The organism is Bacteroides sp. A1C1 (genome assembly GCF_004328515.1).
Lineage (GTDB): Bacteria > Bacteroidota > Bacteroidia > Bacteroidales > Bacteroidaceae > Bacteroides > Bacteroides uniformis.
In genome coordinates, this window is sequence record NZ_CP036491.1 from 3381619 (window position 1) to 3408183 (window position 26565).

The 26565-nt window shown below is 47.8% G+C and carries 17 protein-coding genes; 9 read left to right on the forward strand and 8 right to left on the reverse strand.

All coding sequences use genetic code 11. The annotated features are described in order from the left end of the window. Positions 1 to 38: 38 nt before the first annotated feature. Positions 39 to 1217, reverse strand: a complete 1179-nt coding sequence (locus EYA81_RS13855) for an ATP-binding protein (protein WP_117965112.1) — start codon at positions 1215 to 1217, stop codon at positions 39 to 41. 128 nt (positions 1218 to 1345) lie between these two features. Between EYA81_RS13855 and EYA81_RS13860 the strand changes: the two genes are divergently transcribed. After that, positions 1346 to 2554 (forward strand): hypothetical protein, encoded by a 1209-nt coding sequence (locus tag EYA81_RS13860; protein ID WP_117601445.1) that lies wholly within the window; start codon positions 1346 to 1348, stop codon positions 2552 to 2554. Here EYA81_RS13860 and EYA81_RS13865 read toward each other — a convergent pair. Continuing rightward, a complete protein-coding gene (locus EYA81_RS13865) occupies positions 2538 to 3995 on the reverse strand; it encodes a glycoside hydrolase family 10 protein (protein WP_227186475.1) in 1458 nt (485 codons plus the stop codon). The genes EYA81_RS13860 and EYA81_RS13865 overlap by 17 nt on opposite strands. A 122-nt stretch (positions 3996 to 4117) precedes the next feature. Between EYA81_RS13865 and EYA81_RS13870 the strand changes: the two genes are divergently transcribed. From EYA81_RS13870 to EYA81_RS13885, 4 genes are all read left to right on the forward strand, one after another. Next, a complete protein-coding gene (locus tag EYA81_RS13870; RefSeq protein WP_117601447.1) occupies positions 4118 to 5548 on the forward strand; it encodes a carbon starvation protein A in 1431 nt (476 codons plus the stop codon). Continuing rightward, positions 5548 to 5769 (forward strand): hypothetical protein, encoded by a 222-nt coding sequence (locus EYA81_RS13875; protein ID WP_005826297.1) that lies wholly within the window; start codon positions 5548 to 5550, stop codon positions 5767 to 5769. The genes EYA81_RS13870 and EYA81_RS13875 overlap by 1 nt, the downstream gene beginning before the upstream one ends. A gap of 25 nt (positions 5770 to 5794) precedes the next feature. Next, the gene (locus EYA81_RS13880) at positions 5795 to 6283 is read left to right on the forward strand and encodes an outer membrane beta-barrel protein (RefSeq protein ID WP_117601448.1); all 489 of its coding nucleotides are present in this window, start codon (positions 5795 to 5797) and stop codon (positions 6281 to 6283) included. A 534-nt stretch (positions 6284 to 6817) separates the two neighbouring features. Beyond that, positions 6818 to 7996 carry an energy transducer TonB gene (locus tag EYA81_RS13885; RefSeq protein ID WP_117601449.1) on the forward strand — a complete coding sequence of 393 codons (1179 nt, stop codon included), beginning with the start codon at positions 6818 to 6820 and terminating at the stop codon, positions 7994 to 7996. Between the two features lie 100 nt (positions 7997 to 8096). On the opposite strand, the gene uvrA is transcribed toward EYA81_RS13885, so the two are convergent. Then, a complete protein-coding gene (uvrA, locus tag EYA81_RS13890) occupies positions 8097 to 10880 on the reverse strand; it encodes an excinuclease ABC subunit UvrA (protein ID WP_129643766.1) in 2784 nt (927 codons plus the stop codon). Between the two features lie 202 nt (positions 10881 to 11082). Here uvrA and EYA81_RS13895 point away from each other — a divergent pair, with 202 nt between their 5' ends. Continuing rightward, positions 11083 to 12597, forward strand: coding sequence for a glycoside hydrolase family 10 protein (locus tag EYA81_RS13895; protein WP_117601451.1), 1515 nt, complete (start codon positions 11083 to 11085; stop codon positions 12595 to 12597). 77 nt (positions 12598 to 12674) lie between these two features. On the opposite strand, the gene EYA81_RS13900 is transcribed toward EYA81_RS13895, so the two are convergent. The 5 genes from EYA81_RS13900 to EYA81_RS13925 all read right to left on the reverse strand — a co-directional run bounded on the left by EYA81_RS13900 (position 12675) and on the right by EYA81_RS13925 (position 24213). Continuing rightward, positions 12675 to 13223: a chromate transporter gene (locus EYA81_RS13900; RefSeq protein WP_117601452.1), complete on the reverse strand. Its 549-nt coding sequence runs from the start codon at positions 13221 to 13223 to the stop codon at positions 12675 to 12677. Positions 13224 to 13271: 48 nt separating this feature from the next. Next, positions 13272 to 13835: a chromate transporter gene (locus tag EYA81_RS13905; protein WP_117601453.1), complete on the reverse strand. Its 564-nt coding sequence runs from the start codon at positions 13833 to 13835 to the stop codon at positions 13272 to 13274. A gap of 17 nt (positions 13836 to 13852) precedes the next feature. Continuing rightward, positions 13853 to 17896, reverse strand: a complete 4044-nt coding sequence (locus EYA81_RS13910; RefSeq protein ID WP_119961624.1) for a two-component regulator propeller domain-containing protein — start codon at positions 17894 to 17896, stop codon at positions 13853 to 13855. A gap of 172 nt (positions 17897 to 18068) precedes the next feature. Further along, positions 18069 to 21773 (reverse strand): phosphoribosylformylglycinamidine synthase, encoded by a 3705-nt coding sequence (purL, locus tag EYA81_RS13915; protein ID WP_131225924.1) that lies wholly within the window; start codon positions 21771 to 21773, stop codon positions 18069 to 18071. A gap of 187 nt (positions 21774 to 21960) precedes the next feature. Next, complete coding sequence (locus EYA81_RS13925) at positions 21961 to 24213, reverse strand: family 20 glycosylhydrolase (protein WP_117601157.1); 2253 nt, start codon at positions 24211 to 24213, stop codon at positions 21961 to 21963. 140 nt (positions 24214 to 24353) lie between these two features. Between EYA81_RS13925 and EYA81_RS13930 the strand changes: the two genes are divergently transcribed. The 3 genes from EYA81_RS13930 (at position 24354) to rfbD (ending at position 26551) form a co-directional block, all read left to right on the forward strand. Continuing rightward, the gene (locus tag EYA81_RS13930; RefSeq protein WP_035449560.1) at positions 24354 to 25007 is read left to right on the forward strand and encodes a LysE family translocator; all 654 of its coding nucleotides are present in this window, start codon (positions 24354 to 24356) and stop codon (positions 25005 to 25007) included. Between the two features lie 69 nt (positions 25008 to 25076). Then, the gene (locus EYA81_RS13935; protein WP_117601158.1) at positions 25077 to 25622 is read left to right on the forward strand and encodes a DUF4924 family protein; all 546 of its coding nucleotides are present in this window, start codon (positions 25077 to 25079) and stop codon (positions 25620 to 25622) included. 74 nt (positions 25623 to 25696) lie between these two features. Next, complete coding sequence (gene rfbD / locus EYA81_RS13940; RefSeq protein WP_131225926.1) at positions 25697 to 26551, forward strand: dTDP-4-dehydrorhamnose reductase; 855 nt, start codon at positions 25697 to 25699, stop codon at positions 26549 to 26551. The last annotated feature ends 14 nt before the right edge of the window (positions 26552 to 26565 follow it).

Genomic DNA, 26565 nt, shown 5'->3' on the forward strand with positions numbered 1-26565 from the left:
TAAATTGAATTATTTATTTAAGTGAAAAAATCTCTCTCTTAATACAAGAAACCGAATAACCAGAGAGGTATTTGGTTGCCTCGGCCTATTTCCGCCTTATGCAGTACATAAGTAACTCCCGGATTATTCTTTATCTTTGTTCCTTCCGGACAAATCTTGAAAGGCATCACCTCATCTACCATGAATGAGATGTTCTTGTCGCCCTTGTTCACTTTGTGGTCCTTCCACATTGTGTTGGCAAAGAAAGTGTCCAATACGTCTTGTTCTTCCACCTTGACGGGATAGATGGAATACATCAGATTTGAATTGTGCATCATTATCTTCGACGGCTTCTTGGGGAATTCTTCTCCCTTAGGATAGACCATATTGATGAGCCGTGCGTCTGCCAGATACTTGATGTAATTCATTACTGTGGCGCGGGAGGTCTGTATGTCGTTTGCCAGTTGGCTGACATTCGGCGCTTTCGGCCCGTCCACGGCCAACAAATATAGTAATTTCTTTATCTTCGAAAGGTATTTCAGCTCAATTTGTTTGATAAGCAGGATGTCTACTTCCACCATCATGTTCATCGTCTTGAGCAGATTCTCCGAAAAGTTACGCTTTTCAAGGAAGAATGGGTAGAAGCCGTGGTGCATATAGTCTTGCATGTAGTCCAATGGACGTACTTTGGAGAGGATGCCTTTGGCTATCTGTTCGTGGTTGCTCAGAATTTCTTCCAGCGGATAGGCATGGAACTTCATGCCCGTCTGCAAGTTCAGGTATTCGCGAAAGGAGAAGCCGCGCAGGTTGTAGCTTTTCACAATGTCGCGCAACTCCAGATTCTCTTCTTTCAGGCGCATTACGGAGGAACCGGTGAATACGATTTTCAAGTTGGGGAAACGGTCGTAGCATATGCGCAGCTCCTTGCTCCACTCCGGGTATTTGAATACTTGGTCTATCAACAGCACTTTTCCTCCGCGGCGCTGGAATTCGGCGGCGAACTCCACGATGCCATGTCCGGAGAAGTAGAAGTTGTTCATGTTGATGAAGAGGCAGGAGCGGTCTGTGCCGAATTTCTCTTTGGCATATTGCAGCAAGAAAGTAGTCTTACCTACGCCTCTTGTGCCTTTGATACCGATAAGACGGTCATTCCAGTCTATTTCGTCCATTAGGTCGCGGCGTACGGGGGCATTGGTATGCTCTACGAGATAAGCGTGTGTACGGTAAAATGCTTCCATGCTTTAAATTCGGTTTATCGGGCGACAAATATACGGCTTTTTTATAGATTTGCAAAGTAGAGATGGCAAAATATTATATAACTTTGCACTCTCATACAAAACGTGAGTAATTGGTTAACATTTGAAAGATGAAACTTTATGTGTTCAATCCTGATGCAGATATGGCATTGGGAAATAATGAAGAAAATTATATGGCGCCCGCTACCATCCGCCGTATGGCTGAAGACCTGGCTTTGTTACCGATTTGGTATGCCCGGCCGGGTAGTGGGGTACTGGCCCCTTCCGCCTATAATGCAGATTATCTGAAACAGATGCAACAGTTGTTCCGGCTGGATGTACATTTGGTGACAGAGCCGGAGCTGCCCGATTATGCTGATGTGCGGGTAATGCCTTGGGGATGGAATCCCGCTATCCGTAAACGGATGTTGAAAGGCGGTGTTCTGGAAAGGAATCTTCCTACGCCGGATGCTTTGGATAAATATCGTATGAAGGCTGCCCGTAGTAACGCTTTGGCTTTTCGTGCACTTTTCTATTCCAATAAAATAGATTATACTTGTGGTGACGGTTGTTGCTTGGTGGAGGCTGATGGTGGAACTACGGCTATCTCTCTGGATATTATTGGTCGTTACAAAGAGGGATGTGTGTTTAAATCACTTTGGTCGGGAAGTGGGAAGGGATTGTGTTGGTGCCGTCATGGCTTTACGAAAAATGTTTCCGATTGGTGTAGTAGGGCGCTGAAAGAAAATGGAGGTTTTGTGATGGAGCCTATATTTGATAAGGTGGAAGATTTTGCCATGGAATTTTATTCGGATGGCCGGGGAAAGCTTCTTTTTGTCGGCTATTCCCGTTTTGTTACGGATGACAAGGGGGCTTATCGTGGTAATATCCTTACTTCAGATGGGCAAGTGGAGGAATGGATTCAGCAATATGTGCCCTTTGAAGCATTTGTGCGCATACGCAATATGATGCAGAAGGCATTGGAAACGGGTTATGCTACATCTTATACGGGTTTTTTGGGTGTGGACATGATGGTCTGCCGTCAGAAGGAAGGGCATCCGTATGCCATCAACCCCCATGTCGAAATAAATCTACGGATGAATATGGGAATCGTTTCCCATGTGCTTAGTGATCATTTCATTGTCCCCGGTGGGGAGGGACGTTTCTCCATCGATTGCTTTCCGACCCATGAAGCTTTGATGGAGCGGCATGAGCAGGATGCGCAAAGTTATCCGCTGGTGGTGAAGGACGGCAGGGTTGTTTCCGGCTATCTGCCTCTGGTTCCGGTCACTCCGAAGAGCCGTTACCGGGCTTTTGTCTGTGTCACTGCTGCTGAATAGCTTCGCTTTCGTTTCCGCAACGGTCTATGGCTGTCACGGCAAAATATTTTCGGGCAGTCCACGGGCGGATGGGGGCATAGGTATATTCCGTGCCTTGTACTCGTTGTGCCAGGATATTCTCCGGATTGGAGGTATCTACGGGATAGGTGTCCGAACCGTAGATTACATACATCGGAGCATTCCGCTTGTCATTATCCGTGGCGGGTTGCCAGCTTAGTTTCCAATAGCCGTTTTCCGGTGTTTCCACCGTGAGTCCGGCGGGAGGTGTAGGAGCTACATTGTCTATCCACGGCATGGCGGGTTGCAGGGCCGGGGCGGTATAGAAGTCTTCTTCCAGCGCATCATAAAGCCCTTGCGTATTGTCCATCAGATACTTCACGCGGTAGTGTGCCTCGCCCGCTAGACCGTGGGCGCGGATAAAGTGCATCTGCCGTTCAATCTCGTCCAGCGTCCAGTTCCCTTCGCTGGGGTCGAGGAAGTAGATGCCCAGACCGGGAATGATTTGGCGTCCGTTACTTTGTTCCTGCCAGTCAAGGGCAAAGGGATAGAAATGATTGCCACGGAAATAGAGCATCGGATAAATCTGGTCCTGGATGCCCTCGCCCAGCCAACCCTGCACGTCCTGATAGACGGTGTGGAAGGCATTCCAGCCACGGGAAGGGTAGCGGGAAGTGTCTTTGTATTTTCCTACCGGACAGGTGCTGACTTTTACCCAGGGTTTCATGGCTTTTACACCTTTATATATATAGCGCACTATTTCCGTCAGGTTGTCTCTGCGCCATTGGGCAAGGCTGCGTCCTTTGCTGTATTTGCGGTAGTCGTAGCTGTCGGGAAAACGGGGGGCGTTTTCCGGATAGCGCAGGTAGTCGAAGTGTACCCCGTCTACATCGTAGCGTTCCACCACTTCGCGGACAAGGCTCATCAGGTACTCTTTGGTTTGCGGATGTCCGGGATTCAAGAAGTATTCGCGTTTGTAGGGTACGCAGATGGCGCGTTTCTTTTTGGTGACGGACTCTTTACCGAGGGCGGCCACATGCTTGCGGTTGCCCAGAGGAATGGTCACCATCCAGGCATGGCACTCCATGCCGCGCTTGTGGCATTCGGCTATGGCAAAAGCCAGCGGGTCGTAGCCGGGGTCGCCGCCTACCTTTCCGGTCAGTATGGAGTTGTAGGGCTCGATGGCCGATTTGTAGAGGACATCTCCCCGTGTACGGGTCTGGAACAGTACGGTGTTGAAGTTGGCGGCTTTCAGTCTGTCCAATATTTCAATCAGTTCGGCCTGCTGCTTGCGGATGCTTTCGGGCGAAGTGGCGCGTGTCTGCGGCCAGTCCAGCCCATAGACGGCGGTTATCCAGGCGGCACGTACTTCATGTTTGGGCGGTTGTGCGGCAAGCGGCAGCAAGATGGCTATATATAGTAAAATGGAAATAATTCGTTTCATTTTTCTCTTTTCTTCTTTATTTCTATCATTTTTCTCGGCGAAGATAAGCAAAACACCCGATTATTTTGTGCTGTTTACTTGGAAACTGTTACATTTGCATAGATTAAAGATATTAACACGCCATGATTACATTTACGCTTTGCCTGCTGGCGTTGATAGCCGGCTATTTTATCTATGGACGCTTTATAGAACGCGTCTTCGGTCCCGATGACCGCAAAACACCTGCCCTTACAAGAGCCGATGGTGTGGATTACATTCCACTGCCTACTTGGAAGATTTTCATGATACAGTTTCTTAATATAGCCGGACTGGGACCTATCTTCGGCGCCATCATGGGAGCCAAGTTCGGCACGGCATCCTATCTGTGGATTGTACTTGGCAGTATCTTTGCCGGTGCAGTGCACGACTATCTTGCCGGTATGCTCTCCTTGCGGCATGACGGGGAAAGCCTGCCGGAAATCATCGGACGTTATTTGGGGTTGACCACTAAGCAGGTGATGCGTGGCTTCACCGTTGTCCTGATGATATTGGTGGGAGCTGTCTTTGTGGCAGGCCCTGCCGGACTGCTTGCCAAGCTGACCCCCGACAGCTTGGATACCACTTTCTGGATTATTGTAGTATTTGCTTATTATATTCTGGCTACCTTGTTGCCAGTAGATAAGATTATCGGCAAGATATATCCGTTGTTTGCCATAGCCTTGCTGTTTATGGCTGTCGGTATTTTGGTGATGCTCTATGTCAACCATCCCGAGTTGCCTGAAATATGGAACGGCTTGCAGAATACACATCCCAATGCGGCTTTGTTGCCTATCTTCCCTATTATGTTTGTCAGTATAGCTTGTGGTGCAATCAGTGGCTTTCATGCTACTCAAAGCCCTCTCATGGCACGCTGCATGACAAGTGAACGCCACGGACGTCCCGTCTTCTACGGAGCCATGATAACCGAAGGCATTGTAGCTTTGATTTGGGCTGCCGCCGCCACTTACTTTTTCCATCAGAATGGCATGGAAGAGACGAATGCCTCCATTATTGTAGATGCCATTACAAAAGACTGGCTGGGCGCCGTAGGTGGAGTATTGGCTATTCTGGGTGTCATTGCCGCCCCTATTACCAGTGGTGATACGGCTTTCCGTTCGGCACGTCTTATCGTGGCTGATTTCTTGGGAATGGAACAAAAATCCATGCGTAGTCGTTTATATATCTGCATACCGATGTTCCTGGTGGCCATCGGGTTGTTGCTTTACAGCCTGCGCGACAAGGATGGCTTTGATATGATTTGGCGCTATTTTGCTTGGGCCAACCAGACTTTGTCTGTTTTCACCTTGTGGGCAATTACCGTTTATCTGGTGCGTGAGAAAAAAGGGCATTATTTTTATATCACCTATTTTCCCGCATTGTTCATGACGGCTGTATGCACCACTTATATTTGCATTGCTCCCGAAGGACTCGGACTTCAGCCGCAGTATGCGCTGCCGATAGCTCTTTTGGCTGCTGTATTGGCCGGCTTCTGGTTTAATATCTGGTATTTCAAGACGACTAAAAAACTTTGGTAATGAAAAAAATAAAGAAATCTACCGGGCTTACGTTGGCCCTGCTTATTTACGTTTCTGCTACTGCCGCTTATTTCCTTCCCCGCAATACGGAAATCAGCGATACTGAGAAGTATGTCACTGTAGCTGCCTCGTATCTCATTGTATTTGTGTTGTGGCTGGTACTTCGTAAGAAGGAGGCGCTACAACGCAAACGATTCGAAGAAGACAATAAACAACATTGATTATTCACTCAAAAAACAGAACAAGATGAAAAAACTGGCATTATTCGTTTGCTTGCTTGTTGTCACAGTGGCAGCTCAGGCACAGTTTGAAAAAGGTAAGTGGATTTTGAATCCGTCCATCACCGGTTTGGAATTCTCTCATGACACGGGAACCGACAAGACAAGTTTCGGGCTTGAAGCCAAAGGAGGTGCTTTCCTGCTCGACAATGTGGCTTTGCTGGTGCATGCCGGAGCTGCTTGGAATTCCGGAGGGTCTGACCTCGATGTCTATACGTTGGGTGTAGGCGGACGTTATTATTTCGACAAGATTGGCGTGTATCTGGGTGCCGATGTCAATGTAGACCGTTGGGACTGGGGACATGATTTGGATGATACCAAGTTCTCTTTCGGTCTGGAAGCCGGTTATGCTTTTTTCCTGACGCGTACGGTGACCATCGAACCTGCCGCTTACTGGAATATTAACGACGACCGTTCTAAATTCGGCCTGAAGGTAGGTTTCGGATTCTATTTCTAATCTCATTTTGCTACTCCTCCACAGAGTTTGTTTTTGCAAAACATCTGTCATGCTATCACGCGAGGGGGGTATTCGCCTGACTACAAATGGCTTGTCGCGTGATAGATGGGTGTGATAGATAAATATTCTTACAAGTATCTATCACGCCCATTTTCGTTCCCATTCCGATTGTACTGCATACGTCTTTCATTGATGCTATTATCTTAGTTATCAGCTCTTTCTTACTGCAAAGTCCTGCCAACTTTTTGCAATGCCACTGCAAAGGTGTTGCAGCGTCACTGCAAAGGTGTTGCAGCATCACTGCAAAGGTGTTGCAGCATCACTGCAAAGGTGTTGCAGTATCACTGCAAAAGGAATGCAGTAACTTTGCAGTGGCGATACAGTGCCGATTTAGCCGTTATCTTTCCTTTTCTCATGCCGCTATTGCATGTATTCCTTCTATAGTCTTACGAAATTAGGAGTTTTCTTTTTGATTGTGATTGCAGGAATGAGTATATTTGTATCTGATGCTATGAACTTGAAATACAAAATGCCATGAACAGAGTTTGTTTTCTCCTATTGCTTTGCTGCTTGTCATCTTGCCGAATGAATAAAACGGAACGTATGGAAACGCTTGAAGATTCCGTAGGTACAGTAAGGATAGGCCAATGGATGGGAGAAAAAATAGTGAGCGATAGCCTCAAGATAGGGATTGCGGATGATGGTGACTGCTTGCAAAGGCAATTGCTTGCCATTCACGAAGAACTAGGAAAAAGATTGAATAATACACCATATATACACATTCAGAGGAATGTGACCGGATATGGGGTGGGGTTGCATTGCATCGATATAGATTTGATGGTGAATACTCCCGAGCGGCGGAAAGAGTTCCGGGAGAAAATAATGGACTCCCCCGTTTTCTGTTTTCATGGTGTAGAAGTCCCCGTCATCAACGAGAGAGTAGGCAGGAATCATATTCGTGGCATCCATATCCGTCCCGAATATCCGGTCTTTTCAACGAAAGCGACTCAGGCGACATTCATCCTCAGCAATCACAGCGGCGGAGATTTGACCTGCGGCGAGCATTATTACCTGACGTTCGAAGACGAAAAAGGTACCTGGCGGGAATTGCCGATAAACGCTGCCTTTTGGGACATCGCCTATGTGCTGCGGGATGGGGAGGAAAGGGTTATGAAAGCCTCCCTTTATCCGGATGTGCATCCCAACAAGCCGGGACGCTACCGTTACTTTTATGAGATAACCATCAGGAGGAAACCTGTCTTGATGATGGCTGAGTTCAGACTGACGGACAATGAGGAAGAATGGAGAACGGCGGAAAAGACATCTCTTCCCCCTTATGTTTCGGATGCAGGGAAGGGCGGGAGCCCACAATTGATAACGGAAGAGCCAATGGAAGAACCGGTCTATAAAGTAGTGGAAGTGATGCCCGAGTTTCCGGGAGGCATGAAAGCCTTGATGGATTTTATTCAAAAGAATGTCCGTTATCCAGAAGAAGCCCGTAAGAATGGCATTCAGGGGAGAGTTATTGTCAGCGTGGTGATTGACGGGAATGGTCGTGTGGTGGACCCCGTTATTATGCGCAGCAGGTATCCTGCCTTGGATGAGGAAGCATTACGGATTGTAGGATTGATGCCACAATGGAAGCCGGGGATGCAGCAAGGTAAAGCCGTGAAGGTGGAATTTACTTTTCCGGTTACTTTTAAATTGGAGTAGTGGCACCCGGTAAGATTAAGCACAAAGACACGGAGGCATGGAATTTTATTCTTTTTCCTTGAATTTAATATCTCTGTGTCTCCGTGCCTCTGTGTTCTATTTAAGGAAGAGAGGGGTGTAATTTCTCTTGCAAGAACTGCCCTGTATAACTTGCCGCACACTTCGCCACTTCCTCCGGTGTACCGGTAGCTACGATGTTTCCTCCTTTGTCCCCTCCTTCGGGTCCCAGGTCTATCACATGGTCCGCACATTTCACCACATCCAGATTATGTTCGATGATGACAATGCTGTGCCCGCGGCGTATCAGGGCATCGAAGGCTTCGAGCAGTTTCTTGATGTCATGGAAGTGTAGTCCGGTAGTCGGTTCATCGAAGATGAACATGGTCGGGTCCGCTTTCTCCTGGCTGAGGTAGAAGGCAAGTTTCACGCGCTGGTTCTCTCCACCGGAGAGGGTGGAGGAGGCTTGCCCCAGTTTGATATATCCCAAACCTACATCCTGCAAGGGTTGCAGCTTCTTCACAATCTTTTTCTGTCCGTGTTGCGTAAAGAATTCGATGGCTTGGTTTACGGTCATCTCCAGTACGTCGTAGATATTCATGTTGTGGAACTTCACTTCCAGCGTGTCCGCCTTGAAGCGTTTGCCGTGGCAGGATTCGCATTCCAGTACAAGGTCTGCCATGAATTGCATCTCCACAGTGATGGTGCCTTCACCCTTGCACTCCTCGCAACGGCCACCTTCGCTGTTGAAGCTGAAGTATCCGGCACTGTATCCCATCTGCTTGGCAAGTGGCTGGTCTGCCCATAGTTTACGGATTTCGTCGTAGGCCTTGATGTAGGTCACGGGATTGCTTCGCGATGACTTTCCGATAGGATTCTGGTCAACAAACTCTACATTGCGCAGGTTCTGCAAGTCTCCTCCGATGGAGGTGAACTCGCCCGGGCGTTCGCTGCATTCGTCCAGCTCGCGTTTCAGGGCGCGGTAGAAGATGTCGCGCACCAGCGTACTCTTGCCCGAACCGCTGACACCGGTCACCACGGTCATTACATTCAGCGGGAAGCGTGCCTCCACACCTTTCAGGTTGTTTTCGCGGGCGCCCTTTATTTCTATATAGTTGTTCCACGGGCGACGGTGTTCCGGCAGTGGGATTGTCTCTTCCCCCAGCAGATAGCGCACGGTATAACTGTCACTGTTTTTCTGAAGGTCTTTCATGTCTCCCTGATAGACCACCTCTCCTCCCAAGCGGCCTGCCCGGGGACCGATGTCGATGATATAGTCGGCAGCACGGATAATCTCTTCATCGTGTTCCACTACCACTACCGTATTGCCCAACTGTTGCAGCTGGCGGAGCACATGTATCAGTTTGTCCGTATCGCGGCTATGCAGGCCGATACTCGGTTCGTCAAGAATATACAGGCTGCCCACCAGACTACTTCCCAGCGAGGTGGCTAGGTTGATTCGCTGGCTTTCACCGCCGGAGAGCGAGTTGCTGAGGCGGTTCAGCGTGAGGTATCCCAAACCGACATCCAATAGGAACTGGATGCGGCTGTTGATTTCTGTCAGGATGCGGCGGGCTATGTCGGCGTCATGTGGGTCTAGCTGCAGGTTGTCGAAGAAGAGCTTCAACTCAGTGATGGGCAAATCTACCAGTTCGGAGATGTTGCGTCCTCCCACGCGTACGTAGTTTGCTTCGGGTTTCAGGCGGGTGCCGTGACATTTGGGGCAGAGCGTCTTTCCGCGGTAGCGTGCCAGCATCACACGGTATTGTATCTTGTACTGGTTTTCCTGCACCATCTTGAAGAAGGCGTTGATGCCCTCAAAGTAGGGGGTCCCTTCCCACAGCATCCGGCGTTGCTCGTCGGTCAGTTCATAATAGGGAGTGAAGATGGGGAAGTCGGCTTTCTCGGCTCCGTGTATCACCATATCCCTCCATTCGCCCATCTTTTCGCCCCGCCAGCATACTACAGCGCCGTCATAGACGGACAAGGAGCGGTCGGGTATCACGAGATGCTCGTCGATGCCGATGACTTTCCCGAATCCCTCGCATACGGGGCATGCGCCGATGGGAGAGTTGAAGGAGAACATCTGGTCGTTCGGTTCTTCGAAGGTGATGCCGTCTGCTTCGAACTTGGTGCTGAAACGATAGAGGCAGGTACTCCCGTCAGGCTGGTAGAAACGCAGTAGGCAGGCACCGTCTCCTTCGTACATGGCTGTTTCGGCCGAGTCGGTGAGGCGGCTGACGGAATCCTTTTCTGAAGAGGCTGTCATACGGTCAATCAACAGAAAAACTGTGTCTCCGGCTTTCGGCTTGTATTCGTCGATGCGCATCATTTCACCATTCACTTCCAGACGGGTGAAACCTTGCTTCATGTCTATCTCCAGTTGTTGTTGCAGCGTGCGGTCTTCGCGCAGCAATATCGGGGCGAGTACGGTATATCTGGTTCCTTCCGGATATTCCAGCATGCACTTCACGATGTCTTCCGCCGAGTGCTTCTTCACTTCCAGTCCGCTGACCGGGCTGAAGGTTTTCCCTACGCGTGCGTAGAGCAACCGCAGATATTCGTATATTTCGGTGGAGGTGCCAACGGTGGACCGCGGATTGCGGCTGCTTACTTTCTGCTCAATGGCAATGGCAGGTGGAATCCCTTTGATGAAATCGCATTCAGGCTTGCTCATACGTCCCAGAAACTGGCGGGCATAACTGCTCAAGCTCTCCACGTAGCGGCGTTGCCCTTCGGCATATAATGTATCGAAAGCAAGTGAGGATTTTCCGGAACCGGACAGTCCGGTGATGACTACGAGTTTGTTACGGGGAATCTCTACGTCAATGTTCTTGAGATTATTGACACGGGCCCCTTTTATGATAATCGATGTATTTTCTGCCATATCTGTAGGTTGGTTCGGTGGTTTACAGAATGCAAAGATAATGTTTGCTATCCGAATTGTAACAATCAGGCAAGGCAAAAGTGGATTTATTGGGGAGGAAAGATACCCTTGGTTAAGATTTGTTATACTTTCCGGTTTTTACCGGTATACTTAGGACAAAAGAATTAATTTCGCTTTTTTAATAAAAGCTATTGACCGGAATATGAGAATAAAATCCATTTTATGCCTATGTCTTTTGTCACTGATGGTGGCAGGAGGGGCATTTGCGCAAGTGCAGACCGGGTCTGCCTATCCTAAACGTGAATTTCGTGCAGCATGGATACAGTCAGTAAACGGACAGTTTCGTGGAATGCCGACCGAAAAGCTAAAGCAGAATCTGATCGGGCAGTTGAATTCCTTGCAGAAGGCAGGAATCAACGCCATAATTTTCCAGGTACGTCCCGAAGCGGATGCTCTGTATGCTTCCAGACTGGAACCGTGGAGTCGTTTCCTTACCGGAGTGCAGGGTAAAGCGCCCGAACCTTATTGGGACCTTATGCAGTTTATGATTGATGAATGCCATAAACGTGGCATGGAGTTTCATGCATGGATTAATCCGTATCGCACGAAGACGACCTTGAAGAGTGAGTTGGCTCCCAATCATGTGTACAATATCCATCCGGAATGGTTTGTCACTTATGGCGACCAGTTGTATTTTGACCCGGCACTGCCTGAGAGCCGCCGACACATCTGTATGGTGGTGAGCGACATTGTTTCCCGTTATGATGTGGATGCTATCCATATGGACGATTACTTTTATCCTTATCCCATTAAGGGAAAGGATTTCCCCGACGATGCAAGTTTTGCACGTTTTGGTGGAGGATTCAGCAATAAAGGAGACTGGCGCCGGAGCAACGTGAATGTGCTGATTAAGAAACTGCATGAAACTATCCGTGAAATCAAGCCGTGGGTGAAGTTCGGGATTTCTCCGTTTGGCATTTACCGGAACGAAAGCAGTGACCCGCTTGGCAGTAAGACCAAAGGCCTGCAAAACTACGATGACCTTTATGCGGATGTACTGCTGTGGGCCCGTGAAGGTTGGATAGACTATAATATTCCGCAGATTTATTGGCATATAGGACATCCGGTTGCCGACTATGAGACACTGGTGAAATGGTGGGCCAAGAATACGGAAAACCGTCCTTTGTTTATCGGTCAGTCCGTAATGAACACTGTGCAGAATGCCGACCCAAAGAATCCGTCAATCAATCAGCTTCCCCGTAAGATGGCTTTGCAGCGGGCTTATCAAACCATCGGCGGCAGTTGCCAGTGGCCCGCCAGTGCGGTGATTGAGAATGCGGGCAAGTATCGTGATGCCTTGATTGCCGAATATCATAAATATCCGGCATTGCCTCCTGTTTTCGATTTTATGGATAACGAAGCTCCAGGAAAGGTGCGTAAGATGAAACCGATATGGACGGAAGACGGATATATTCTTTTTTGGACAGCACCCAAGTATAAAGAGGAGATGAATCGTGCTGTCCAGTATGTAGTTTATCGTTTTGATGCCAAAGAGAAAGTGAACATAGACGATCCTTCCCATATTGTAGCCATCACGCGTGATAATTTCTATAAACTTCCTTATGAAGACGGAAAGACAAAGTACCGCTATGTGGTGACAGCCTTGGATCGTCTGCATAATGAATCGAAATCCGTTGGAAAGAAGATTAAACTTTAAAAAGAAAATTAAGGATTAGGGATTAACGTCTAATCCTTAATCCCTAATCCCTAATCCCTAATCCTTAATTTCCCTCCTTAATAAAGTATCAACCCTGCTATTCCACAGGCTACAATCATTCCTATCGGGTTCAGTTTATATTTTTTGGTGCCTACAAATGCCACGAGGAAAATGAGGCAGCTGATGACGAAGGAATATGTGTCTTCTTTGGGAGAACTGAAGTTTTCCGAATTCATCAATACCAGCGCGGCTGAGGCCAGCAGACCGACCACTGCCGGGCGGAGCCCGCTGAATACCGCTTCTACGGAAGGATGTTTCTGGTATTTCAGAAAGAATTTGCTGATGGTCAGCATCAGTAGGAAAGAGGGGAGCACTACGGCAAAAGTGGCGGTAATAGATCCCCATACACTACCGGTGACAGTAAAACCTACATAGGTTGCCGAATTGATACCTATCGGACCGGGTGTCATTTGGCTGATTGCCACGATATCAGTAAACTCTTGAGGGGAAAGCCAGCCATAACGGGTGACTACTTCGCCTTGTATCATAGACAGCATGGCATATCCGCCGCCAAAGCCGAAAAGGCCGATTTTAAAGAATGTATAGAATAGCTGTAAGAAAATCATGGTTAGTGATTAATGGTTAGTGATTAATGATTAGTGTTATTGCACCTTTCATTTTTTAATTCTTTCATTTTTAATTCTTCGATGTTTCCGACGTCCGAAGGCATATCCCCCTGCACCTGCTGCAATGATAATCCAGATGGGGGAGAAGTCCAGCAGCCAGATGAGCAGTGCTGAAACCACCGGTATCCATATATTGTATCGGTTTATCCGGGCCGATTTGGCCATGCTGAATGTAGGGGCGGCAATCAATGCAACCACTGCCGGGCGGATGCCTTTGAATATACGTTCCACAATGGTGTTGTTCTTGAAGTTGTGAAAGAACAACGCTATGGCGAGGATGATGAGAAACGAAGGAAGTATGGTTCCCAATGCAGTGATTATGCTCCCTCGTATTCCCCGTAGCCGGTACCCTATAAAAATGGATATATTGACGGCAAGAATGCCCGGAGCGGACTGTGATATAGCAAGCAGGTCAATGAAATCTTCTTTGGCTATCCAGTTTCGTTTGGTTACGATTTCGTTTTCTATCAGTGGTACCATGGCATAACCGCCGCCGATGGTAAAGGCTCCTATCTTAAAGAATATGGAGAATGCTTCAAGATATATATTCATATTCAAAATGTTGTAATTTACTTTATTTCTTTATCATCTTTCCCTTCTTTCCCTCTCTTGGCATATTGGCTTGGGCTCATATCGAAATGTTTCTTGAATACTTCACGGAAATATTTCGCATCACTGAAACCGGTCAGCTCTGAAATCTCGGTGATGGTATGCTTTTGTTCTTTCAGAAGTTGGGCGGCATGTTTCAGTCGAATCAGCCGGATGTAGTCAGCCGGAGCTTGGTCGGTCAGTGCCTTTATCTTGTTGTAGAAGCTGGTTCTACTCATATTCAGCAGGTTGCAGAGCACGTCGACGTTGAAGCTTGGGTTGTCCATATTGTCTTCGACACTCTTTTTGACGGTTGCAATGAATTTCCAGTCCAAGTCGTTGGAGCAGTTGATGCAATCCGTATTGTTTTTCTCGTCGTTCAGGTCCAGGCTGGCATATTTGTGGCGCAACAGTGTCCGGTTAGTCAGTAAGTTGGCAATGTTTGCCCGCAATATACCGATATTGAAGGGTTTCACAATATATTCATCTGCTCCGCTTTGCAGTCCCTCGATGATATTCTTGTCGGTATTCAGTGCTGTGAGCAGGATGATGGGGATATGTGATGTCTCGATGTCGTTCTTCAGGATATGGCACAACTCGTCTCCTCTCATTTCCGGCATCATGATGTCTGAAATGACTAGGTTAGGCATATACTCCTTGACAATGATCAGTGCCTCTTTTCCATTGGAGCATACTTGTATGTTGTACTGTTCAGACAATGTTCTGCGCAGATATTCCCTTAATTCGTCATTGTCCTCTACAATAAGAATTTTCTGGTGGCTACTGTTGTTTTGCGACTGTTGCTGCGTCTTGTCGTAGATGCCGCTGGAAGCAGGGGACGGTGTGGCGGAGGCATTGATGGGCACTCCGGAAGCCGAATAAACAATCCGTTCGTTTTGGGGTTGAGGGCGTTGGATTGCCTTGCGGAAATGCTTGTTCCCTTTGGGGAACGTGATTTTGATGCAAGAGCCTTTTCCTTCCATACTGCTGAAGTTGAGCTTTCCTTTATGTAAGCGTACAAGTTTCCCAACCAAGAGTAGTCCGATGCCGCTGCCGGTAACTTTGGAATTGATAGCATTGCTGCCGCGGAAATGCATCTTGAACAGCTTTTTTTGTTCCGAGGCCGGAATTCCGATACCGGTATCTTTCACCTCAATACTCCAGGTATCTTCCGTCTCGGAAGTAAAGACATGTACATTGCCGCCGTCCGGTGTATATTTCAATGCGTTGGATATGATATTCTTCAAAATGGAATCCATCTTGTCCTTGTCCAACCATACGTTCAGATAACGGAAACTGCTTTCGTAGGTCAGGTTGATGTGTTTTATGTTTGCGTATGGACGGAATGCATCGATTGTCTCCTCCATATATGTGCTCAGTTCGTATTCGGATACGTATAGACTTCCGGAATAGGTGTCTGCTCGTTCGAAATTAATAAGATTGGTGGTCAGGCGCAACAAGGCATTTACGTTTCGCAGAGCTGTGTTGATGTTGCTCTGTCCGCTGGAAGTCAGTTGTTCGCGTTCGGTGATTTCTTCCAAGGGTGCTTTGATGAGCGTCAGTGGAGTACGTATATCATGTGCCGTGTTGACGAAAAAGCGTATTTTCTCGTCGGATTCTTTCCGCTGTTTTCTCAAGGCTATGATTCGCAGGGCGATGCTTGCAATGGATATGATAATCACTGCATAGAGTATTAATGCCCAAAAACTGAGCCAGATGGGTTGTTCGATAATGATGTTCATACTACGTTCCTCCAGGACAATACGGCGGTCTTCGTTGGAGATGGCACGTACGCGGAGGGTATAGTTACCCGGACTCAGATTGGTAAAACGAATGACATTTTCCTGTCCCGGGCGGCTCCAGCCCTCATAGAATCCTTCCAGCTTCCAAGAGTACAGAATCAGGGAAGGGTAGTCATAGTTTATATCGGAAACTTGCAATGAGAAGATGTTCTGGTTGTACTTCAAACGCAAGGTTTCTGTCTCGTCTATATCCTGAATAAGTGGGGAACCTTCATCTTTGGGATAAACGGTCTGATAGAAAACCCGCAGGTCGCTGAATACCATTTTGAATTTATAGTCACGTGGCAGGACCATGTCCTTATCGAACTCTATGGCTCCGTCCGTACTGCCGAAAATGAAATTGCCGTTTCCTCTTAAGGTGCCTGAAGCTGCATTGAAATGATCTGACTTCAGTCCTTGTTCTTTGGTCCAGTTATGGAATGTCTCTTCGGCAGGATAGAAGGTGGACAGACCGTGTTCTGTACTCAGAAAGATATTTCCTTTTCCATCAGACAATAGTGTATAGATATTATTGGAAATCAAGGCACAGTTGTCTCTATGATAGTGTCTGAATGTATTTTTGGCCGTATCATATACCAGTAAACCGGCATTGTTGGTACCGATGTACAACATTCCGTCAGAGGTCTGGCATAGAGAGTAGATATAGTATGATTCTACTGGCATTCGGATATAGGTGTACTTGCCGGTTGCTTTTTCTAATAAGTATAGGCCGGTTGCAGTGCCTATCCACATATGTGTGGAGTCTTTTTCTATAATGGCGGTAATGCCGTTCAGACCGGGGAAATGCCGTATGCTTTTGCTGGAATAGTCTATTTCCTTCAAGTTATAATACCCTCCGGACCAGATGTTTCCTGAAGAGTCTTTCATGATAGAACGGATATACTTGTCCGGCCGGATATTGAGGTTGCTGAATAAGGATGGAGTGAAGAAATCTACGGACTGTTGCTTCTTGTTTATCTGATAGATGCCTGAACTGTAACCTCCGGCCCAGATGATACCAGGCTCAACCTCGCATAGTGAGATAAAGGTGTGGTTTTTACTGTGGCTTGCAGGATCGAAGGTACTGAGAAAAGAATGCCATTGGTTTGTTTTACTATTATAAAGGCTGATGCCGTTGTTGGTGGCAAACCATAAATCTCCGTCATGATCTTCGATGATGGCATTTACTTGGTCATTGATGAGTGACTGTTTATTACCGATAGAGTGTTTTATCCATTGGTAATCGGCATATCGGTTGTCGCGTACGGTGATACCGATGGGATAATTGGCTATCCAGATGCGTTGTTCGCTGTCAATGTAGATGTCGTTGATGGTATTCCCGTTCATAGAGTTGTGCCGGTTGTAGTCGGCAACAATGTATGGTACGGACTCATAAGTAGCAGCGTTCATTTTGTAGATGCCGGCTCCGTCTGTTGCAATGAGAATTTCATTGTCAGTGTAGGAACGGATGCAGTTGATGCTGACATCCATCAGGCCGGACGGTATATGCATGACTTTATGTTTGTTCAAGTCATAGACAAATATTCCTCGTTGAAAAGTACCGATAAAAACCTTACGGGACGGTTTGTGATAGTATAATTCGTTGATTTGTACCTTTAAGGTATCCAATTGGTCGCAGGGACTCAAGGTGAGTACATTGTTTTCCAATTCGGCATAATGTATGCCGATGTCGGTTCCGATAAAGAAATGAGTTGAGTCAATCTGTACGATGTCCGTGATTCGTTCTTTTATTTCATTTTGAATGAAGGTCACTTTTTGAGTATTACTGTCGTACAGATATAGGGCATCTTCATTGCAAAGCCATATTACGCTGTTGGCATCCACAAAACCATAGCTGATGGGAGTAGGACGTCCTTTTACTTCATTTTCGGGTAGCTTGTATACTAAGACAAAACGGTCGTGTCTTGTGTCGTAGCGGAACACACGTCCTTTTTTGCCTATTTCCCATATGGTTCCTTTAGGATCCACATAGAGCCAGTTCAGATTCATCATGGAATTTACTTCTTCATCTCCGTCCATCAGTTTGTAAGACTTGAAATCTTTTCCGCTATATCGGTCGATGCCGTCGTGGGTGAGAAACCACATGTAACCTTTGGGGCCCTTTTGAATGGCATATACCCGTCTGTTGCTCAAACCGTCTTCCACATCGATGTACTTGTATGTTTGCGCAATGCCTATAATTGGCAATAATAGTAGTATGTAGAAAAAGAAGTACTTTTTCATAATTGTCGAACGGTTTTTGAATGTTGTACTGAGGGAGAGTTGAAAATAAACACAAAAGTAGTGCTTTTGTTCGAGAAAAGCAAAAGGAAGGCAAAGAATGGAAAAAATGAACAAGCGCGGATTTATTTGTCAACCCGCGCTTGTCACATTTCTATTAAGAAGGAAGTTCTGTTTATTTTTTATTGGCTTCCACCCACTTGCGTGCATTGACAAACGCTTCTATCCAAGGAGTGATTTGGTCGCTGTTTACGCGGTCTGCGGGGTAGCAACCATTTTGCCAGGGGAAGATAGCACGTTCCAAGTGGGGCATCATGGCCAGATGGCGTCCGTCGGCACTTGCCAATCCGGCTATGGAATAATCCGAACCGTTGGGGTTGGCAGGGTATTCGTCGTATGAGTATTTCAGCACAACGTTGTATTTGTCCTCATCGTACGGCAAAGAGAATTTGCCTTCGCCGTGGGCCACCCAGATACCCAGTTTACTGCCGCTCAAAGACCCGAGCATTACACTGCGGTTAGTGGGAACGGTAACACCGAGGTATCTGGATTCGAATTTGTGGGAATCGTTGTGCAACATCTTGCCTTTCTTTTCAAGCTCGGGATTGATAAGGTTGAGTTCCATCATAAGCTGGCAACCGTTGCAGACGCCTAGCGAAAGCGTATCCTTGCGTGCATAGTACTTATCGAGCGCTTCTTTGGCTTTCGGATTGAAAAGGAAGGCACCGGCCCAACCCTTAGCAGAACCAAGCACGTCGGAATTGGAGAAACCACCGCAGTAAACAATCATGTTTACATCTTCCAGCGTCTCGCGGCCGCTGATAAGGTCGGTCATTGTAACATCTTTCACATCGAAGCCTGCCAAATAGAGCGAGTAGGCCATTTCGCGTTCGCCGTTAGTCCCTTTTTCACGGATGATGGCAGCGCGTATACCGGAAGGTGTGCGGCGGTCCGGGGTAATGCCGTATTGTGAGAACTTGCCTTTGAAGTCCGGCATGAAGGCGAATTCCACCGGTTGCATCTTGTAGTTCTCGAAACGCTTCTTGGCACAGCCGTTCATGGACTGTTTACGATCAAGGAGATAAGAAGTGGAGTACCATACATCACGCATATAGTCGATGCCGAACTGATAAGTAGCATCGCCTTTTGATACAAGAATATGGCGTTCGTCTGTCGGTTTACCGAGTTTCACATAACCTACGCCTGCATCTTCCAGGATTTGCTTTACTGTTTCCTTATGCTTGTCACTCACCTGAATAACGATACCCGGATTCTCTGCAAACAGAATCTTGATAAGGTCTTGCTCCTTGATTTTATCCAGGTTGATTTCCATACCGCCCTCCACATTGGCAAAGCACATTTCAAGCAGTGTAGTGATAAGGCCACCGGCAGAAATATCATGTCCGGCAAGAATCAGTCCCTTGTTGACCAGCTCCTGCACGGCAAGGAAAGCATCGCGGAAGTATTCGGCATCCTGCACGCAGGGAACTTCGTCACCCACTTTGCCCAGGGTTTGGGCGAAGGCGGAACCACCGAGTTTCAGGTTGTCGAAACTGAAGTCTATATGATAAATGGTAGTTTTTTCATTGTTGACCAGCACTGGAGAAACGACCTTCTTGACATCGGAAACTTCTCCACCGACAGAAACAATTACCGTGCCCGGAGAAATGACTTTGCTGCCGTCGGGGTATTTCTGTGTCATGGAAAGAGAGTCTTTACCAGTCGGTACATTGATTTGCAGGGAACAGCAGAAGTCGCTCAATGCCTTTACTGCCGTGTACAGACGGGCATCTTCACCTTCTTGCGAACGGCAAGGCCACATCCAGTTGGCAGAAAGGGAAACGCTGTCCAGACCTTCGGCAAGCGGTGCCCAAACCAAGTTGGTCAAGGCTTCGCTGACGGAAAGAACGGAGCCGGCTGCCGGGTCGGCAAGTGCCGCCTGTGGAGCATGGCCCAGAGAGGTTGCGATACCCTTTTCGCCGCGATAGTCCAAAGCTACCACACCACAATCGCTCAGAGGCAACTGCAATTCACCCTGGCACTGCTGGCGAGCAATCTTGCCTGTTACAGAACGGTCTACCTTGTTTGTCAACCAGTCTTTACAAGCCACAGCTTCCAGTTGGAGCACATTGGTGAGGTATTCATGTAGTTGGGAAAGTTCGTATTGGGGCATTTTGTAATGACGTTCCACGGTCTTGTCCACCATATAAGTCTTGGGGGAAGAGCCGAACATCTGTTCTACGGCGAGGTCGAACGGACGTACACCGTCAGCTTGCTGGAAGGCAAAGCGATGGTCACCGGTGGTTTCACCTACTACGTACATCGGAGCGCGTTCGCGTTCGGCTACCTTGCGTACATGTTCGATGGCCTCTTCCTGAATCAGCAAGCCCATGCGTTCCTGGCTTTCGTTGGCTATGATTTCCTTGGCAGACAGCGTGGTGTCACCGATGGGTAACTTGCTCATGTCAATCAGGCCGCCGCATTCCTCTACCAATTCAGACAGACAGTTAACATGTCCGGCAGAGCCGTGGTCGTGGATGGAGACAACCGGATTGGTCTCTTCCTCACAAAGTGCGCGTACCACGTTGTAGGCACGTTTTTGCATTTCGGCGTTGGCGCGTTGCACGGCATTCAGCTCGATGCCACTGCTGTAGCGTCCGGTATCTACGGAAGATACGGAGCCGCCGCCCAGACCGATGCGGTAATTGTCTCCACCGATAACAACCACTTTGTTTCCGGCTTCCGGTGTACCTTTCAAACAGTCGCGTTGGGTACCGTAGCCTACGCCTCCAGCAAGCATAATCACTTTGTCGTAACCATAGACTTCATCATTTTCCTTATGTTCGAAAGTGAGCACGGAACCGCAGATTAGCGGTTGACCGAATTTGTTTCCGAAATCACTGGCACCATTGGAGGCCTTGATCAGTATTTGTTCGGGAGTCTGATACAGCCATTTGCGTACCGGCAGAATCTCTTCCCAAGGACGTCCTTCTTCCGTACGGGGGTAGGAGGTCATATAGACGGCTGTTCCGGCAATCGGCCAAGAGCCCTTACCGCCGCCCATACGGTCGCGGATTTCACCGCCCGTACCGGTAGATGCACCGTTGAACGGTTCTACGGTAGTGGGAAAGTTATGTGTTTCCGCTTTCAGGGAGATGACACTCTTGATGTCTTTTACTTGGAAATAGTCGGGCTTGGAGTGGTCTGCCGGAGCAAACTGTTCGATAACCGGACCTTCGGCAAAGGCCACATTGTCTTTGTAGGCAGAGATAATCTTGTTGGGATTCTCTTGTGTGGTCTTCTTTATCATTTGGAAGAGTGAAGATTCTTGTTCTACTCCATCGATGATGAATGTCCCGCCGAAGATTTTGTGACGGCAGTGCTCGGAGTTGATTTGCGCAAAACCGAATACTTCGGAGTCCGTCAGAGGGCGTCCAAGATCTTTTTCTACCTTCTTGAGGTAGTCCATTTCCTCTTTGGAAAGTGCCAGCCCTTCTTTCTCATTGTATTCCTCCAGGTCTTCGATGTGTACAATCGGTTCCGGTTGCCGGTTGGTTGTAAATACATTCTGGTCCAGCCCCTTGTACATACGTTGCAGCATCGGGTCATGGTCTGCATTCTCATCTTTTACGGGGAAATACTCCTCGATGCGGATAATGCCGTCCAGTCCCATGTTCTGGGTGATTTCTACGGCGTTTGTACTCCACGGAGTAATCATCTCGCGGCGCGGGCCGACGAAATGTCCTTTCAGGTTGTCTTCACTTTCGGGGGTGGCTTCTCCAAAAAGCCAGCAGAGTTTGTCGCTGTCTGCCTGGGGGAGTTCATGATTACATTCTACGGCAATCACACTCTTGGATGGTGTTCTGAAAAAAAGAATCATAGTTATATTTACGATTTTACGATTTACGATTTTACGATTGAAGTTACTTCTTTGAATATCTTCATCTTTTCTTCTTGGGGACAAAGATACGCAAAATCGGTGGGGAGGAGAAAAAAAGGAAAACAAAAAACGCATGCAATTTTACTTGTATGCGTTTTTTATTCTGTTTTATAAAGCCGGATGTATATTATTGTATGACGATTTCATCCGTAAATAAGAATTGTTTCTTCCCTTGTATGGCGTGGAAGCGTACATACCGTGCTTCAGTAGGGGTGCCGGTCCATCCGAAATCTCTGAAAATCACGTCTTTTCCGGCATCCTCCTCGCTGCAAGTATCACTGCCCAGCAGGGAGAATTCTTTGCCGTCCACTGATGCCCACACTTCTACTTTGGCTGGAAGAAAAACCTGCGGGGTACGGATTTGCATGAAGTTGGCCATGACCCGGTGTATAGCGGTCACTTCGCCCAAGTCGATGGTGGCATCCAAATCATTGGGGCAGAATCCCTGCCAACGCCCGTCCATGTAGCTTTTACCGCCGCGAAGTCCGTCGAGGAGACCGGTGTCACCGCCGCCTTTGTATACTTCTTTATGCTGATAGTATCCGCCGCCCGGTGCATAGGTTATCTTTTTGCCTATGCCTTTGTGATAGTCGGTGCGCAGGTGAAGGCTTTTTCCGATAGGCTTTTCTCCATCGAAAAGACGTGCGGTCAGCAATATGGAGTCTTTTACGGCAAACGGTTTCTTGTATAACTTGGAAGACGCAGTCGGTTCGGAACCGTCCGTTGTGTAGCGGATGTCAATCGGATGTTTTTCGGAGGTGAGGGACAGCATGATTCTTTTCTTGGCATAGTCAACGGTCTGGCTGGTCTGCACTAGTTCCGACAAGGTGAACGGGTTGTAGCCTATTGCTTTGATATGGCGTATTTCGTTGTTGATACGTCTCTTGAAACTTTCTGAATGCTTGTTCTTCATGGGAGTCCATCCTACTTCTGCCAGAGCGATGATGCGCGGGTATATCATATATTCGGCATGTTCGTAAGTGGGTAGATATTCGGCCCATACATTGCCTTGCACGCCTAATATGTATTTGCAGATATCACTTTCCAATGAGTCGGGAGCCGGGTCGTAGGAGTAGGTCTGTCCGATGGGGACGCAGGCGCCGAACGCCAGCGGCTGTGTCTCGGGGTCATCCTGGTAGTGGTCCAGATAACAGTGGCTCTCCGGTGTCATGATGGCGTAATGCCCCATGCGGGCGGCGGCAATGCCACCTTCCGTACCCCGCCACGACATGACGGTTGCGTTGGGGGCCAGGCCTCCGTCCAGTATCTCATCCCAGCCGATGATTTCACGCCCTTTGTCGTTGAGGTACTTCTCTATGCGGGCTATCATATAGCTTTGCAGCTCACTTTCATCTTTGAGCCCTTCTTCCTTCATGCGCTTCTGGCATTTGGGACATGCTTTCCAGTGGCGTCTGCTGGCTTCATCGCCTCCAATATGGATATAACGGGAAGGGAACAGCCGTATCACTTCATCCAGCACATCTTCGAAGAACTTGAAGGTCTCTTCGTTGCCGATACAGACTTCACCGGATGTATAAGGCTCGCCAGTACAGGACAGCTGTGGATAGGCTGCCAGTACTTCTCCTGAGTGTCCCGGCATTTCTATTTCGGGGATGACGGTAACATGCCTCAAGCGGGCGTATTCTAAAACTTCGCGTACATCTGCTTCTGTATAGTAGCCTCCATAGGCTCCTTCTTCATCCTTTTCGCAGAAGCGGTGGTTATATTTCCCCCAATCCTGCAGATTGGCGGCTTTTCTCCAGGCTGCGAATTCTGTCAGGCGGGGATAGCCCGGAATCTCCAGCCGCCATCCGGCACCGTCGGTCAGATGCCAATGCAGGCGGTTGATTTTGTAGGTGGCTACCAGGTCTATTTGTTTCTTGACATAGTCCGTGTTAAAGAAGTGCCTTGAAACATCCAGGTGCAGCCCACGGTAGGGGAATCTGGGTTCGTCCTTGATGGTCGTGACTGGCAGTTCCTTCCCGTTACGGGCAAGTTGTGCCAGGGTTTGCAGTCCATAAAAGGCACCTGCTGCGGAGGAGGCCTGAATATTTACACCTTGTTTGCTGACTGTCAGGTTGTAGCCTTCGGCGGCGATTGGATTGTCCGTCTCGTCCGTTATTTCTATCGTTACAAAAGGATTCTTGTCGACAAGCTTCATGGGGATGGCAAAGTCCGGCAGATAGGCCAGCAGGTCATTCATGTCGGATTTCGCCAAATTGGTCGAGAAGGTTACTGTAGATGGCAGTTCGACTGTTTTTGACGTAGTTTGGGCATACTGCGGATATGGAATCACACCGAGTTCCTTGGGAGCTTCGCATGCCGTCAGTAGTAAGACGGTCATGGAAACGAGTGCTAGAGTTTTTTTTATTCGTTTCATTAGGGGGTATTGTTAAGTTCGGAGGTAAATATACGGAATAATATGTAAAATGGATAATCTTTACTTCTTAAAATCCTTTTCCGTCGAAAAAACGTTAACACTATTCGTTCGTCTCATAAAAAAGTCCGATATTTGCAGCCATGATTCAGATAGAGACCATATTTGACATATTGTGGAAGGGGTTCATTATCGGCGTCATTGTGTCCGCGCCATTGGGTCCTGTAGGAGTATTGTGTATTCAGCGTACTTTGAATAAAGGACGGTGGTATGGTTTCGTAACGGGGATAGGAGCTTCGCTGAGCGATATTGCATATGCCTTGCTGACGGGCTACGGGATGAGTTTCGTTTTTGATTATGTCAACAAGAACATCTTTTACCTGCAGCTTTTCGGAAGCATTCTTCTGTTGGCATTTGGCATTTATACGTTCCGCAGCAATCCGGTACAGTCCATCCGGCCGGTATCCACCAATAAGGGTTCCTATTTCCATAACTTCATAACGGCGTTTGCCGTCACACTTTCCAATCCACTGATTATTTTCCTTTTTGTAGGCCTTTTCGCCCGCTTCGCTTTTGTAAGTGAGGGCGTGCTGGTGTTTGAGGCTGTCACCGGATACTTGGCCATCGCATTGGGTGCTTTGGCTTGGTGGTTTGGCATAACCTTTTTTGTCAATAAGGTCCGTACACAATTCAACCTGCGAGGTATCTGGATACTGAACCGTATTATCGGGAGCATTGTCATTGTGGTGTCTGTGATGGGACTGGTGTTTACGCTGATGGGTGAATCGCTGTATTAATGGATAATCGATAGTGGATAAATTGATAATGAAGTCATAAATCTAAGGTTATAAATCATACATTTTATCGTGAAGATTGCGCAACAACTGAAAGAGAAGAATATAGCCGAATACCTTATATATATGTGGCAGGTGGAGGACTTGCTCCGTGCCAACGGCTGTGACATAGACCGGATACGCCAGAACATCATCTTGCGCTATCCGGAGGAGGAATGGCCTGCGCTGGAAGAATGGTATGGAAACCTGGCAGATATGATGCGTGCGGAAGGCGTAACGGAAAAAGGGCATCTGCAAATCAACCGTAATGTCATTCTGAATCTGACGGAACTGCATGGCGAATTGCTGGCTTCTACGAAATATCCGTTCTATAATGCGGCTTATTTCAAGGCACTGCCTTTTATCGTGGAACTGCGTCAGAAGAACGGCCGGAAAGAGGAGTCTGAGGTAGACACTTGTTTCGAGGCGCTTTATGGAGTGTTGCTGTTACGCTTGCAGAAGAAGGAAATCAGTCAGGGCACGGCAAAGGCTATGGAGGCCATCAGTGGTTTCATCTCGTTGCTTGCCAACTATTATGACAAGGAGAAGCGGGGAGAACTGGAGTTGATGGATAATTGATAGTGGATGATTGATAATTATGAAGGAAAATATTGTTCATCGTAACATTCTATATATAAGTGTAACTTTATTAAATGAATATTCTGATAACCGGTGCCAACGGTCAACTTGGCAATGAAATGCGAGTGTTGTCGAAAGAAAACGGACAACATGCTTATTTTTTCACTGATGTGCAGGAATTGGACATTTGCGACGAACAAGCTGTGCACAGGTTTGTGAAGGGTAACCGGATAGATGTGATTGTGAATTGCGCTGCTTATACGGCGGTGGACAAGGCGGAGGACAATCAGGAACTTTGCGACAAGCTGAACCATGTCGCTCCTGGCTATCTGGCTGCCGCTGCCGAAGCTTGCGGTACTGCCTTGATACAAGTGTCCACCGATTATGTTTTCGACGGAACCGGACACACTCCTTATACGGAAGAGGCGGCCACTTGCCCCAATTCGGTATATGGCTCTACTAAACTGGCAGGTGAGCAGGCGGTGATGAAGCATTGCAGCCGTGCCATGATTATCCGTACAGCATGGCTCTATTCCATTTACGGGAATAATTTTGTGAAGACGATGCTTCGTCTGGGGCGTGAGCGAGAGACGCTGGGGGTTGTCTTCGACCAGATAGGTACGCCGACATATGCCAATGATTTGGCACGTGTCATTTTTGCGGCTGTCAACCGGGGGATTGTTCCCGGTATCTATCATTTCAGCAACGAGGGTGTGTGCTCGTGGTATGATTTCACTTTGGCTATCCATCGCCTGGCCGGCATAAAGACCTGCAAAGTAAATCCACTACATACGGACGAATTCCCTGCCAAGGCGCCGCGTCCGCATTATTCCGTACTGGACAAGACAAAGATAAAGAAGACATTCGGCATCGATATACCCCATTGGGAGGAGAGCCTTGCTGTCTGCATGAAGAATTTGGAAGAGTGATTATTACTGACTAA